10 protein-coding genes are annotated in these 13,459 nt (G+C 66.2%); 1 reads left to right on the forward strand and 9 read right to left on the reverse strand.

Annotated features, from left to right (window positions below; genetic code table 11):
• Positions 1 to 247 precede the first annotated feature (247 nt).
• Positions 248 to 3,799, reverse strand: a complete 3,552-nt coding sequence (gene putA / locus VW23_RS06560) for a bifunctional proline dehydrogenase/L-glutamate gamma-semialdehyde dehydrogenase PutA (RefSeq protein ID WP_069908782.1) — start codon at positions 3,797 to 3,799, stop codon at positions 248 to 250.
• 176 nt (positions 3,800 to 3,975) lie between these two features.
• Here putA and VW23_RS06565 point away from each other — a divergent pair, with 176 nt between their 5' ends.
• Positions 3,976 to 4,449, forward strand: coding sequence for a group II truncated hemoglobin (locus VW23_RS06565; RefSeq protein WP_069908783.1), 474 nt, complete (start codon positions 3,976 to 3,978; stop codon positions 4,447 to 4,449).
• Positions 4,450 to 4,464: 15 nt separating this feature from the next.
• On the opposite strand, the gene VW23_RS06570 is transcribed toward VW23_RS06565, so the two are convergent.
• From VW23_RS06570 to VW23_RS06605, 8 genes are all read right to left on the reverse strand, one after another.
• Positions 4,465 to 5,517, reverse strand: coding sequence for a LacI family DNA-binding transcriptional regulator (locus VW23_RS06570; RefSeq protein ID WP_069908784.1), 1,053 nt, complete (start codon positions 5,515 to 5,517; stop codon positions 4,465 to 4,467).
• A gap of 31 nt (positions 5,518 to 5,548) precedes the next feature.
• Positions 5,549 to 6,835 carry a sulfatase family protein gene (locus tag VW23_RS06575; protein WP_069908791.1) on the reverse strand — a complete coding sequence of 429 codons (1,287 nt, stop codon included), beginning with the start codon at positions 6,833 to 6,835 and terminating at the stop codon, positions 5,549 to 5,551.
• A 20-nt stretch (positions 6,836 to 6,855) separates the two neighbouring features.
• The gene (locus VW23_RS06580; RefSeq protein WP_069908785.1) at positions 6,856 to 7,692 is read right to left on the reverse strand and encodes a carbohydrate ABC transporter permease; all 837 of its coding nucleotides are present in this window, start codon (positions 7,690 to 7,692) and stop codon (positions 6,856 to 6,858) included.
• On the reverse strand, positions 7,689 to 8,579 hold the full coding sequence (locus tag VW23_RS06585; protein ID WP_069908786.1) for a carbohydrate ABC transporter permease: 891 nt from the start codon (positions 8,577 to 8,579) through the stop codon (positions 7,689 to 7,691). The genes VW23_RS06580 and VW23_RS06585 overlap by 4 nt, the downstream gene beginning before the upstream one ends.
• Positions 8,580 to 8,657: 78 nt before the next feature.
• On the reverse strand, positions 8,658 to 9,890 hold the full coding sequence (locus VW23_RS06590; protein ID WP_069908787.1) for an ABC transporter substrate-binding protein: 1,233 nt from the start codon (positions 9,888 to 9,890) through the stop codon (positions 8,658 to 8,660).
• 165 nt (positions 9,891 to 10,055) lie between these two features.
• Positions 10,056 to 11,096, reverse strand: a complete 1,041-nt coding sequence (locus tag VW23_RS06595) for a succinylglutamate desuccinylase/aspartoacylase domain-containing protein (protein WP_069908788.1) — start codon at positions 11,094 to 11,096, stop codon at positions 10,056 to 10,058.
• A gap of 10 nt (positions 11,097 to 11,106) precedes the next feature.
• On the reverse strand, positions 11,107 to 12,279 hold the full coding sequence (locus tag VW23_RS06600) for a mandelate racemase/muconate lactonizing enzyme family protein (protein WP_069908789.1): 1,173 nt from the start codon (positions 12,277 to 12,279) through the stop codon (positions 11,107 to 11,109).
• Positions 12,280 to 12,348: 69 nt separating this feature from the next.
• On the reverse strand, positions 12,349 to 13,218 hold the full coding sequence (locus tag VW23_RS06605) for an amidohydrolase family protein (protein WP_069908790.1): 870 nt from the start codon (positions 13,216 to 13,218) through the stop codon (positions 12,349 to 12,351).
• Positions 13,219 to 13,459: the final 241 nt, after the last annotated feature.

Genomic DNA, 13,459 nt, shown 5'->3' on the forward strand with positions numbered 1-13,459 from the left:
ATTTAGTCGGGCCTGACTGAGAGAGACGGCCCCCTCCTTCCCTTCTCCCCTCAGGGGAGAAGGTGGCGCGTAGCGCCGGATGAGGGGTGAAGCGATGCCTCCCGCTGGAAGGAGCCAGCATGCCGAGAGGCTGAACCCCTCACCCGAGCTTCGCTAGCTCGCTGACGCTCGCAAGCTGCACTTGCCCTCTCCCCTCAGGGGCGAGGGGACGCGAGGGCACCAGCAGAGACTCACTGCCGGCGGTCAGCTACTGCCCCGCCAGCAACTCCGCATTCCCGCCGCTGGCCGTCGTATCGATGCAAACATGCCGCTCGGTGATCAGCCGTTCGGCGTCGCTCGGCCGGGTGACCAGCGGGATGATCATCCCCTCGCGGCGGCTGAGCGCCTGGCGCCAGGGCCGGAGATCCGCGTCAGTGCCGAAATGCATGATGGCGTCGACGTTGAGCCCCGCCTCGATGGCGGCAGGCGACAGCTTCTTGTCCAGCCCGCCGATCGGTTCGCCATTGGCGCCGAGTGCCTCGGCGATGCGGCTGGCGCCGGGAGCGACGACCAGCACGCCATTGCCCTGCTCGAGCGCCAGCGTCGCCTGCTGCAGCGCGCTTTGCGTATCGGGTCCGAGGCAGAGCACCACGCCGCGCGGCCAGGTGTAGAGCGTGTTGGATTCGCCGGTCGGCCCGGGCAGCAATTCCTGCGCCGGCTCGATCCCCACCCGCTCGATGCCGATCTTCACCTGGTCGACCGCCGCGATGGCAAAGCCGATGGAAAGCCCGGAGAGCGGGTTGACCCCGGTCGAGGGTTCGAACGCCTCGGCGGGACGCCAGAAGCGCTTCAGGTAATTCGGCCCGCCCGCCTTCGGCCCGGTGCCCGAAAGGCTTTCGCCCCCGAACGGCTGCGAGCCGACCACCGCGCCGATCTGGTTGCGGTTGACGTAGATATTGCCGGCGCGAATGCGGTCGGAGAGCTCCTCCACCCGCCCGTCGATGCGGGTATGGAGCCCGAAGGTCAGGCCATAGCCCGAGGCATTGATGGCGTTGACCACCGCGCCGATATCTTCGGCCTTGAAGGTCGCGACATGCAGCACCGGCCCGAAAATCTCTTCCTTCATCTCGGCAATGCCCGAGACTTTCAGCACCGTCGGCGGCACGAACGTCCCCTGCTCCGGTGCCTTGAGCTGGTGCAGCACGGCGTCGCGGGCGGCGAACTCGGCGATATAGGCGTCCATCTTCGCCTTGGCCTTGCTGTCGATTACCGGGCCGATATCGACCGAGAGGTCCCAGGGGTCGCCGAGCTTCAGCTCGTCCATGGCGCCATAAAGCATTTCGAGCGTCCGCTCGGCCGCGTCTTCCTGCACATAGAGGATGCGCAGCGCCGAGCAGCGCTGCCCGGCCGACTGGAAGGCCGAAGCGAGAATGTCGCGCACCGCCTGCTCGGGCAAGGCGGTGGAATCGACGATCATGGCGTTGAGCCCGCCGGTCTCGGCGATCAGCGCCGCGCCGGCCGCGAGGTTATCGGCCATCTTCACGTCGATCGCCTTGGCGGTCGCCAGCGAGCCGGTGAAGCACACGCCATCGATACGCGGGTCGGAGGTCAGCACCGAGCCGACCACCGGGCCGGAGCCTGGCACCAGTTGCACCACGTCCTCGGGAATGCCGGCCTGCACCATCAGCCGCACCGCCAGCGCCGCGATCAGCGGCGTCGTTTCGGCGGGCTTTGCGAGGACGGTATTGCCGGCAACCAGAGCCGCGGCGATCTGGCCGGTGAAGATGGCGAGCGGGAAATTCCACGGCGAGATGCAGGTGAACACCCCGAGCGGCTGGCGCGGCTCGCTCGCTTCCGCCTCGGCGGCGTAATAGCGAAGGAAATCCACGGCTTCGCGCACTTCGCTCACCGCATCGTTGAGGGTCTTCCCCGCCTCGCGGGCGCAGAGCGCGAAGAACTCGGCGGCATTGTCCTCGTAGAGACCGGCAACCTGCCTGAGCAGCAGGGCGCGCTCGGCCACCGGGCGCGCCGCCCAGCCGGGCGCTGCGTCGCGCGCCGTGGCGATGGCCAGCTCCAGCGTCTCCGGCCCTGCCCCGATGGCGTCACCCACCGGCTCGCCGGTGGCGGGGCTGATGATGGAAAACTGCTCGCCCTGGCTGCCGGCGACCAGTGAGGCCGGCACGGCGTGCCAGCGCTTCTCGCTCGGGCGGAAGCGGTCGCGATCGGTGAGCAGGTAGTTCACCGCCAGCGGGTCGGTCAGGTCGTGCCCTCTCGAGTTGGCGCGGCGCGGCGCGAACAAGTCGGCGGGCGCCCGCACCTTGGCGACGGCGGTTGTCACCGCCTCGAACGGGTCCTGCACCACCGCAGCGGCCGGCACGTCGCGATCGGCGATCATGTTGACGAACGAGCCATTGGCGCCGTTCTCGAGCAGACGCCGCACCAGGTAGGCGAGAAGATCGGCATGCCGTCCCACAGGCGCATAGATGCGGGTGCGGGTCTTGTGATCGTCGTGGATGATCTCGTGCAGCCGCTCGCCCATGCCGTGCAGGCGCTGGAACTCGAAGGCGTCGTTGCCGACCCCGAGCCGCTGCGCCAGCTCCAGCACTGCGGCGACGCTATGGGCATTGTGGGTGGCGAATTGCGGGTAGATGCGATGCGTCTTCGACAACAGCCGCTTGGCGTTGGCGATGTAGCTGACATCGGTCGCGGGCTTGCGGGTGAACACCGGGAAGCCATCGAGCCCCAGCACCTGGGCGCGCTTGATCTCGCTGTCCCAATAGGCGCCCTTCACCAGCCGCACCATGATGCGGCGGTCGAACTGTTCGGCCAGCGCCTCGATCCAGTCGATGACATGGCTGGCGCGCTGGCCATAGGCCTGCACCACGATGCCAAAACCGTCCCAGCCGGCAAGCCGTTCGTCGGCCAGCACCGCTGTTATCACGTCGAGGCTGAGGTCGAGCCGGTCGGCTTCCTCGGCATCGATGTTGAAGCCCATATTGGCGCCGCGCGCCATCATGGCGAGGGCGAGCGTGCGCTCCACCAGCTCATCCATCACCCGCTCACGCTTCATGAACTCGTAGCGCGGATGCAGCGCCGAGAGCTTGACCGAGACACCCGGGTTGTCGCGCACCGAGCCGGCAGTAGAGCGGGTGGCGAGCACCGCGATGGCTTCGGCATAGGCGGCGCGATAGCGCTTGGCGTCGGCCTCGGTGCGCGCGGCCTCGCCCAGCATGTCGTAGGAATAGGTGAAGCCGTCCTTCTCGGCCCGGCGGGCGATTCGGGTCGCTTCCTCGATGTCGCGGCCGAGCACGAACTGCGACCCCAGGATCTTCATCGCCTGCATCACGGCAGAGCGGATCACCGGCTCGCCGATGCGCTGCACGAAATTCTTGATGGTGCCGGCAATCCCTGCCCCGCCCTCGCGCAGCACCGAACCGGTGAGGGTGAGCGCCAGGGTCGAGACGTTGACCAGAGCCGAATTGGCGCGGTCGAGATGCTCGGCCCAGCGCGATGGCGCGATCTTGTCCTCGATCAAATCGTCGATGGTGCGGTTATCGGGCACCCGCAGCAGCGCCTCGGCGAGGCACATCAGCGCGATGCCCTCGTCGGTCGACAGCGAATACTCTGCGAGGAAGGATTCGAGCATGCCGCTCGATTGCGCGGCGCGCACCTTTTCCACCAGGTTAAGCGCCCGCTGCCCGATGGCGGCGCGGTCGGCGTCGCTCAATGCCGCGTCGGCGGTCAGCCGCGCGATGGTTTCGGCCTCGTCGGCCAGAAGCGCTGCCCGGATCCGGCCGCGGAGTTCGTTGAGATCGCCCATTTATGCCCCCGTGCCCTGAACTGTGGCACGCGTCGCTGATTTGTGTGGGGAAAATGTGATGGCGGCAACAGCAATTTTAGGTGGACTAAAGTCGCACGGAGCTTGCCTGCCCAACGGGCCAGCTTGCGGCAGCATCGTGCCGCGAGGCAGCCTCCGGGCAACCAGGAGAGCAGCACATGACCGATTCATCTGTTCCAACGCTCAGCGCGTGGGCGGGCGGCGAGGAACGCATCGCCGCCCTGACGGCGCGATTCTATCAGCGCGTCCCGGCCGATCCGGTAATCGGGCCGGTCTTTGCCAACATGGACCCCAGGCATGCCGCGCATGTCGCGAGCTTTATTGCCGAGGTGTTCGGCGGCGGCACGCCCTATACCGATCACGGCGGCTCGCATTCGGGGATGATTGCCCGCCATCTCGGCCGCGCCCTGACCGAAACCCAGCGCAAGCGCTGGATCGAGCTGATGCTGGAGACCGCCGACGAGGTCGGCCTGCCCAGCGACCCGGAGTTCCGGGCGGCCTTTGTCGGCTATCTCGAGTGGGGAACGCGCATCGCCGTCATCAACTCGCAGCCGGGGGTGAAGGCGCCACAGGGCAACCCGCCGATGCCGGTGTGGGGCTGGGGACCGCCGGGAGGGCCGTATCGGGGCTGAGAGAGTTCTCCACCGTCACCCGCTGTCGCGCGCAATCAAGGTCCAGGGCAGCACAAAACTCCTGACGCCGAGTTCGCCCTTCTGCTCGATGCGATCGATCAGGTGCGTCGTGGGTTCGGCGAGGGAAATGGCGGTGGGGCCGATGGTGGTGAGGCGAGGATTGGCGAACAGTCCCTCTTCGGCATTGCCGCAACCGATCACGGCGATGTCGGCGGGCACATTGACGCCGGCCCGCTGCAATTCCTCGATCACCGTCACCGCCGAGAAGTCGGATTCGACCACGATCGCATCGGGGCGAATCTCGCCGGCCATCAGCTGCCGCACGGCCTCGGCCGCCGTGGCCCGGCTGCTGGCGCATTGCAGCATGGCGACGAGCTCCATGCCGCTGTCGGGCCGCGCCACGTAGTCGCGCACCAGCGCCGCCCGCGGATTGCGGCGCTGCGAGACATTCTCGAAATAGGCAAGGCGGCGGCGGCCATGCGCCCTGAGCCGGTCGAGGGCCAGCCCCAGGGCGGAGAGGCGGTCGTAGTTCACCACCGAGAAGCCCCTGGGCGCCGCATTGGCGTGCAGCACCAGATGGGCCTTGCCGGTGCGTGTGCCATCACCGAACAACTCGCCCAACTCGTCTTCGCTGAAGCCGTCCGCATCGCCGATGATGCCATCGGCAAGGCCGCCCTCCACTTCAGCGAGGACGCGCTGCCACTCCTCCAGCGAATGGGCGGTGACGATGATGGCCGAATAGCCGCGCGCCCGGGCGATCGCGTCGATCTGATTGGCGATCTGATCGGCATAGGGGATGCCCAGTTGCGGCAGCAGCACACAGATGCGCTCGGTGCGCTGGATGCGCAGGTGTCGCGCCGTCTTGTTATTGACGTAGCCCAGGGCGCGGGCCGCCTCGCGCACCCGCTCCTGCACCTCCGGCCCCATGCGCCGCAGCAGCTCGGCGCGGCCGCTGAGATAATTGGAGACGGTGGCGGTCGAGACGTCGGCCAGCCGTGCCACATCCGCCATGGTCGGGGCACGGAGCGTTTCGCTCGGTCGGTCGATGAGGTCGTCGCGGTCAGGCACTGGCGCTCCCGGCAAGGTTGTCCCGACCTCCTTACTCCCGGGGCGCGATTTCGGGAACCGTCTCCCCGGCCTGTTGCATGCGGGCGATCAGCCGCCCGCGTAGCTCGGCCCGGATCCCGGCATGCTCGGGGGCGGCAACGAGGTTGTCGAGCTCGTGCGGATCGGCTTCGAGATCGTAGAGGAAGGCCTCGCGGTAGAGCGCCGAACCGATATCGTTCCAGCCATCGCCGTCGGGGGCGATCACTTCATATTTCCAGCGCCGGGTGCGCAGCGCCCGGCCGACATGTTCCTCGCTGACCTGGATGAACATGTCGTCGCCGTCCCCCGCCTCGCGCCTCAGGATCGAGCCGCCCTGCATATGCGCCGGCGGCTCGACGCCGGCCGCGTCGAGCAGGGTCGGCGGCAGGTCGATCAGGCTGACCATGCCGTCATGGGCGCCACGGCCATCAAAGCCTGGTCCGGTGAACAGGGTCGGCACCCGGATCGAGGCCTCGTGGCAGGAGCGCTTGTACTCGCCGTTGCGGGTCTTGAAGTGGTTGCCGTGGTCGGAGGTGAACATCACCACCGTGTCGTCGGCGAGTTTCAGGCTGGTGAGCGCATCGTGCAGCCGGCCATAGGCTTCGTCGATCTTGGCGATCTGTCCCATATAGCCGGGGAACTGCTTTTCGGCCGTGCCGCCGAGCGCCACGAGATCGCCGGGCAGCACCATTTTCTGCCGCATCCGCTCCTCGTAGCCCGCCGGCGCCGGATAGTCGTCGGTCTGGTTCTGGTGATGCGGCTCGAGATAGGAAACGAACAGGAAGAACGGCTTGTCGTGCGGCCGGTCGAGGTAGCGGATCGCCGCATCGGTGAGCGCGTCGACCCGATAGCCGGGCAGCCGCACCGGCTGGTTGTCGTTGTCGTACATCACCGTGTCATAGGCATAGGAGGTGAACTCGAGGATGTTCGAGGCCAGCCACTCGCCATAGCCGCCGCGCTCCTCCTCCGGCACCGGTTCGTGATCGGCGAGGTGCCACTTGCCGATATAGGCGGTGTCGTATCCCGCCGCGGTGAAATGGTGCGCCAGGGTCTTCTCGCTGCGCGGCAGGGCGATGGAGTTGCGAAAGCACCCGGTCATCGTCGGATACTTGCCCGTCTGCAGAATCGAGCGGGCCGGGCCGCATACTGGCTGGCAGGTGAACGAGTTGCGCACCAGCATGCCGGACTCTGCCAGCCGGTCGAAGTTTGGCGTGGCGCCCATCGTGCTGCCATGCGCGCCGACGGTGTCCCAGCGCTGCTGGTCGGTGAAGAAGACGATAATGTTGGGGCGCCTGGTCACGTGCGATGGCCTTTCGATATTCACTTCATGCCGCTCATCATCACCGAGCGGATGAAGTAGCGCTGGGTGAACAGGAACAGCACGAAGCTTGGGAGGAACAGGAGGACGCCGCCGGTGGCTGTCAGATTCCAGGCGGTGAAGAACTCCTGGTTGAACAGGGTGAGGCCGGTGGTGATCGGTCGCATCTCGGTGGTGGAGACGACGATCAGCGGCCACAGGAACTCGTTGAACTGGAAGACGAAGGTCAAGAGGCCCAGCGTCGCCAGCGCCGGGCGGATCTGCGGCAGGATCACGGTGAAAAAGATCCGCAACTCCCCTGCCCCGTCGATGCGGGCCGCCTCGATCAGCTCGTCGGGGATCGGCAAGATAAACTGGCGCATCAGGAAAATGCCGTAAGCGCTCATCGCAAAGGGCATGATCAGCCCTTGATAGGTGTTGAGCCACCCCATCTCGGCGGTGAGGATGTAGAGCGGGATCATCCTGATGAAGAACGGCAGCATCAGCGTCGACAGCACCGCGGCGAACATCGCCCCCTTGCCGGGAAACTGCATCTTGGCGAACACGTAGCCGATCAGCGGGTCGAAGATCAGGTGCAGCGCGGTAATGCCGCCGGCAATGATGAAGCTGTTGAGCACGAAGCGGGCGAACGGCGCGCGCTCCCAGATGTCGATGTAGTTCGAGAACTGCAGCTGGCTCGGGATGATCACCGGCACCCCCGAGAACAGGTCCGCGTCGCTCTGCAGCGACAGCGACAGCATGTAGAGGAATGGGAAGATCGCCAGCAGCACCGCCACGCCAAGCACGGTGTAGATGACGATGCTTTCGAGGAGGCTCCGATGATAGAGGGCGGCGCTCATGCGTAGCTCACTTTTCGCCCCAGGAAGCGGAACTGGATGAAGGTGATCGCGAGGATCACGATGAACATCAGAAAGCTCAGCGCCGAGGCGTAGCCGATATTGAGTTCGACAAAGGCCGCCTCGTAGACATGCAGGCTGAACAGCCGCGTCGCATTGGCCGGCCCTCCATTGGTGAGGAGGTACGGCGCCGAGAGGTCCTGCAGGTGGCTGATCATCGAAATCACCGCGAGGAACAGCGTCGTCGGGGCGAGGAGCGGCAGGGTGATCGAAAAGAACGCCTGGCGCCTCGTGGCGCCGTCGAGGCTCGCCGCTTCATAGAGCGTCTGCGGGACGCCCTGGATCGCCGCGACGTAAATCAGCATGGCGTAGCCGACATCCTTCCACACCGTGATGGCGATCATCGTCGGCAAGGCCGTCTGCGGCGTGCCGAGCCAGTTCTGCCCTTCGAGGCCGAACATGAAGAGGATCGAATTGAGGATGCCGGTATAGGGGTCGAGCAGGCTCTTCCACATCAAGGCGACGATCACGAACGAGATGATGTAGGGAAAGAAAATGATGGCGCGGATCATGTTGTTGGCGCGGACCGGGCCGGCGAGGATCGCCGCGAGGCCAAGCGCCACCACCAACGTGCAGGCGGTCGTGCCGACGGCGTAGACCAGCGTGATCCACAGCGCCCGCCGCACCCGTTCGTCGGTAATCGCCTGGACGTAGTTGTCGAACCCGGCGAACCGGGCTTCCCCGATCAGCGGCGCGCCGCGATAGAAGCTGGCCCAGAGCTCGACCACGATCGGATAGAAGAAGTAGGTGGCGAAATAGGCGATCGCCGGCAGCAGCAGCCCATAGGCAATCAGCGCCTGCCGCGTTCTCCAGTTATTGAGCGAGAGCATCGTTCCGTCCGATCTGACCCAGGCGTTCGCAAAAGCCGTCCCGGATGCCGAAGCCTCCGGGACGGGTCCAGGGATCGGCTACTCGGCCAGGGCCTTGTTGGCCTCTGCCGCATATTGCGCCAGCACCTCGGCCGCCGGACGGTTGTTGTAGACCACATCGTCGACAGCCGACTTCAACAGCTCCTCGACCCGCGCACTCTTGCCGGTGAGGCGGAGATCGGCGGTGATGTCGCGGGCATAGGGCAGGCACTGGCCGAAGCTGTTGAGGGTGGGGTCGGCCTGCACCTCGGGCGAGGCCGCCCACGACTTGCGCGGCATGGTCATGCCGTTGGCAACCGAAGCGGCGAGCTCCGTCTCGAGCGCCACGAAGCGCTGCAGCAGGTCCCAGGCCTGGTCCGGGTGCCTGGCCGCCGCCGGGATCATCATGCTCACCCCGCCGGCGAGGGTCGCCTGCGCCGTGTCGGTGAGCGAGGGGGCGATGGCCCAGTTGAGGTTGGGGTTGCCGGTCCGGATCGGCGTCACGTCCCATGGCCCGGTAATGATCATGGCGGCGCGGCCGGCCGTGAACAGCTTCTGCGGGCCTTCATAGTCGGCGCCGGTGACCGGGAGCGGCGCCGCCTTGTCCTTGTGGATCAGGTCGGCGATGAACTGCAGGCCCTTGGCCGCTTCGGGGCTGTCGAACACCACCTGCTTGGCCTCGGGGTCGAAATAGGTCGCACCGGCCTGGAACATCCACGGCCAGTAATAGGCGGGCACCGGGTTGGGAGCGAAGCCGAAGCGGCCCGGCTTGGTGGTGGCGATGGCGATCTGCCGGAACTCCTCCCAGGTTTTGGGCGGCGCATCGAACCCGGCCTCTTTCAGCATGTCGACATTATAGACCAGGGTCGCGCAGGTGAGGTGCAGCTGCACCCCATAATAGGAGCCATCGACCATGTTGCGGTTGACCGAAAAGTCCTGCCAGTCGCCCGGATACCCCATCGCTTCGCCGTCGCGGGCCACATATTCGTCGAGCGGCTTCAACAGGCCCTGCTGGGCAAACTCCTGCACCCAGCCGCCGGGTTCGGCGCTGAGGTCCGGAGTGTTGCCCACCGCGAAATCGGCGATCAGCTTGGTGCGCATGTCCGGCCACTGGAACTTCTCCCACTGCACCGTCCAGCCCGGATTATCGGCTTCGAACTTGTCGATCACCGCCTGGTAGGCATCCCAGGCGTGCCCGGCATTCCAGTACACCGTCAACGTCTCGGCCTGTGCCGCCGAGCCCCCTGCCCCGATCATGGCGGCAACGGCAAACCCCTTCAGAAACCCTCTCATCGTCTCCTCCTCCGAGATGATCTTGGTCGATTTGTTAATCGAGTTGTTAATCGATTAACAAACTTCAGGGGAATGTCAAGCTGTCGCGGGATAGGCCACCGGCGGTGCGGTGATCCTCCCCCGCGTGGCGGGGAGGATTACCGAGAGTCCCGTGCCTGCCGACCGCTACTCCGTCTGCCAGTCCTGCACCTCGCCGACGATGGCGATGTGCTGGCCCTGGTTGACCCGGGCGCCCCAGGCTTGGGCGGCGAGCCGCCCGGAGACCCCTGCCCTGACCGGCCAGGCCGGCAGTTCGAGCCGCTGGAAATCGTGCAGGTAGCCGATCGTCGCTCCGGCCGTAACCGCGTCGCCGGGCTTGCGGAGCGGCTCGTAGTGGCCATCGAACGGGGCGATGACGGTGCAGTTGCGGTTGACGATCGAGAGTTTCACCTGCGTGCCGTCGGCATGGTGATCGATCGGCTTGATGGTGCCGCGCAGCTGCTCCCAGTGGATGGCGGCGGCCCGGATCCCCTGCCGGCCATAGCGGACGCCGTCGGGCTGGATCGAGCGGCCCCAGCCGAGCTCGGCGCCGATAGTCACCTTGCCCTGCCGTTCCGCCTCGCTGGTCAGCAGCCCCGGGGTCTCGTTCTGGTAGACCAGCACCACCGGCGAGCCGAACCAGCGGGCCGATTGTTCGATCCTGAAACTCTGCTCGCGGTCGGCGATCGGGTGAAAGCTGGGGCCGAGCGCGAACTGCGCCACCTCGCCCCCGGCATGCAGGTCCAGCACCACATGCACGTGCGGCCAGATGCTGGTGCGGACGAAGTCGGCGATGCGGTGGGTAATCCGGCCGAGGCTCGGCGTACGGCCCGCATCGGCCACGAAGGCGCGGTTAAGGTTGACGCCATCGTCATTGACCGAATCCCGCGTTCCGGCGCGGAAGGCTGCGACGTTCAGCACCGGCACGAGAATGATGCGCCCCAGCACATCCGCCATGTCGATCTCACCCAGGAGGTGCTTGATCGCCACCGGACCTTCATACTCGTTGCCGTGGGTCGAGCCGAAGGCGACGAGGCCCCGGCCCGGCTTCGCCCGGGGGCCGACGAAGACGGTCAGCGGGATCAGGTGATCGCCCCAGATGCCGTCATGCGGCAGCGCCACCAGGTAATCGCGGCGGCCGGGCGAGTCGAGATCGAGGTCTCGGGCGTTGACGATCTGGCGATCCATATCCGGCTCCTCAGGCGACGCGGTGGGCCGCGACGAATTGCGTATCGACCTCGATGCCGATGCCGACGCCAGCGGGAATGGTGATGCACCCCGTCTCGTCCAGCGTCAGCGAAGTCGGCGCGATACCTGCCGTCAGCGGGCTCTGGCTGACGTTGAACTCGACGAAATGCGCCCGCGGCAAAGTCGCGATCAGCTGCAGGCTGTAGCCGGTGAGCAGGTGGGTCAGCCACGAATGCGGCACCAGGTCGATGCCCACCCGGTTGGCCAGCTGTGCCACCTGTTTCGCCACGGTCAGGCCGCCGCAGCGCGTCAGGTCGGGCTGGATGACGTCGACACAGCCGCTCTCGATGAAGCGGGCAAACTCCCACACCGTCGAGACCTGCTCGCCTGCCGCGACCGGCACCGGGCTCGCCGCCCGCACCGCGGCATACTCGTCGAAATTCTCCGGGTGGATGAAATCCTCGACCCAGCGCACGTCATAGTCGCCGAGCCACTGGCAGAGCTTCTCGTTATCGGCACGGCTGCGCGGCTGCATACGGTTCGGCGTCACCGTCGGATACCAGCCGGGATCGACCATCAGGTAGCGATCGGGCCCCAGCGCCTGCCGGGCGGCCGCCACCAGTTCGCGGTCTCTGCCCGGGTCCTGGCCGAACACCCCCCAGCCGAACTTCACGGCGCGATAGCCCTTGTCGATATAGCCATTGGCGGCTTCGATCATGCCCTCGGGCGTCGAGCGGAACAGCGTCGAGGCATAGGCCATCACCTTGTCGCGCCGCCGCCCGCCGAGCAGCTCGGCCAGCGGCATGCCGGCTGCCTGGGCCCGGATCGACCACAGGCAGTTGTCGAGCGCCGAGATGCAGTGCATCGCAATGCCGCGCCGGCCGTAATAGGCGCTGCCGACATAGAGCTTGTCCCATAGCCGCTCGACATCGAGCGGGTCCTCGCCGACGAGCAGGCTCCCCAGCGTCTGGAAGCCGACCGTCGCCATACCCTCGCCGGCAATGATGCTGACCGCCGCCGGGGCCAGCGTTTCCGCATCCGACCAGCCGGTGAGGCCTTCGTCGGTGGCGACGCGGATCAGCAGTTGCCAGTCGCCATTATCGGTGGCCTCGGCGCCGCTGGCCCCCGCGCCATAGGCGGCAGTGCCGCGCAACAGGATCGGTTCGACCTCGGTGATCTTCATCTTTGCCTCGCTGCTGCGCCATACCGAACCTTGAGGCGGTTCGGCATCGGTCAATCGGGAGCCGGCCGCTCAGGCGAGCGGGTTGTCGCCCTTCCACCAGGTCTTGAACGGGTTGGACCAGAGGATCGACTGGATCGTCTCCTCGCTCACCCGCGGCAGGTTGGTGCCTTCGACCTGCTTGTTGATGTTGATCAGCCCGTCGGCCGATTCCGCCACGCCGGCGAACGGGAAGTCGGTGCCGAAGAAGATCTTGTCGGCGGTGCGATACTCCTCGGCCAGCACCAGCATGTTGTAATACTGCCAGGGCCGGTAGAAGAGCGCCGACTGTTCCAGCCACACATTGGGTTGCTTGCGCGCCACGACGATTGCCTCGTCGTACCAGGGGTGGCCCATATGGGCGAGGATCATGGTCAGGTCGGGATATTTGAGCGCCACCGGCTCGACATGGATGGCGCGGCCCAGCTCCACCGGGGCATTGCGGGCATAGGTGGTGCCCATATGCATGGTCAGCGGGATGTTGTGCTTCTGCAGATACTCATAGACCGGCTCTAGCCGCGGATCGCTGAGGTGCACGCCGTTATAGATCGGCCCGAACTTCACGCCCTTGAGGCCAAGGTCCTCGATGGCGTGGTGCAGCATGTCCATGTAGTCGGGACGGCGCGGGTCGACATAGGCGAAGCCGACGAACTTGTCGGGATACTTCTTCACCGCCGCGGCGGTCAGCTCGTCATTGCCCTCGACGCCGATGGCATCGGCGTAGCGCAGGGTGAAGATGATCGCCTTCTCCACATCGGCCATCGCCGTATAGAGCGAATCCGCATCGGATTGATGGCTGAGCTCGCCCTTCCGCACCCGGCCATGCAGTGTCCAGTACAGCGGCAGGATGTGCTCTTCGTTGTAGATATTGACGTGGCAGTCGCAATAGGCGCGGGCGGTCATGCTGAATATCCTCCGATTATCATGCGTCCGAAGCTGCGCTCGGCAGCGGCAATTCGATGCGTTATTGGGTCAGGCCGATGGGCGGGCGATGCGGGTCAATCGCACAAAAAGAGCCACCGGCTTCTCGGTGCTCCTCCACCGCGCAGCGGGGGAGGGGGACCAGCAAAGCTGGTGGAGGGGGCGACCCCAAACACCGGCGCATCCTGCCGCCCCCTCCACCGCCTTCGCTTATACACATCCC

The sequence above is a fragment of the Devosia insulae DS-56 genome (assembly GCF_000970465.2).
Taxonomy (GTDB): Bacteria; Pseudomonadota; Alphaproteobacteria; order Rhizobiales; family Devosiaceae; genus Devosia_A; species Devosia_A insulae.